Genomic DNA, 580 nt, shown 5'->3' with positions numbered 1-580 from the left:
GCGGCAAGCCTGTGGTGGCACTTACGCAGGGGCCGGTCGTCGGCTCGGGCGGTGAAATCCTGATGAGTTGCGACTTCGCCGTCGCATCGGAAAAAACGACCTTCCGGTTTCCCGAACCGCAATGGGGAACGGTCGGCGCAACGCAGCGCCTGCAGCGTGTCATTGGCAAGCCGCGAGCCAAGGAACTGCTGTTCACGGGCCGCGTTATGCCCGTCGAAGAAGCCTATGCGCGCGGCCTCGTTGCACGCGTCGTGCCCCACGACGATCTTGCCAGGACAGGCGAAGAAGTTGCCGCTAGCATCGCGGCCGCGCCGCCGCTTGCGATGGCGCTTACCAAGCAGGCCGTCGATCTCGGCTATGAGACCGACCTCGCCAATGGCATTCGCATCGAGCTGGCGGCGATCGAGCGGTGCCTCGCGGACGGAGGCTGGCGCGATGGTATCAAGAAATTCGTCGATCGGACTGAAACCGGAGCCAGCGATGGTGAAGCCTGAGCTCGAGCTAGAGGGTCTCTTTCCCCTCACCGTCGCCGATGCGCTGCGCCGTACCGCGGCGACGGCTCCCGACGTAGAGGCGATCG

General features: G+C 65.0%; 1 protein-coding gene. It reads left to right on the top strand.

Annotated features, from left to right (window positions below; genetic code table 11):
- Positions 1-494 (top strand): enoyl-CoA hydratase/isomerase family protein (locus EN742_RS37050; protein ID WP_148670620.1); only part of this gene is annotated, 494 nt, incomplete at its 5' end.
- Between the last annotated feature and the right edge of the window lie 86 nt (positions 495-580).

Source organism: Mesorhizobium sp. M4A.F.Ca.ET.020.02.1.1 (assembly GCF_004022645.1).
Taxonomy (GTDB): Bacteria; Pseudomonadota; Alphaproteobacteria; order Rhizobiales; family Rhizobiaceae; genus Mesorhizobium.
This window is presented reverse-complemented; position numbering and strand designations above follow the sequence as displayed.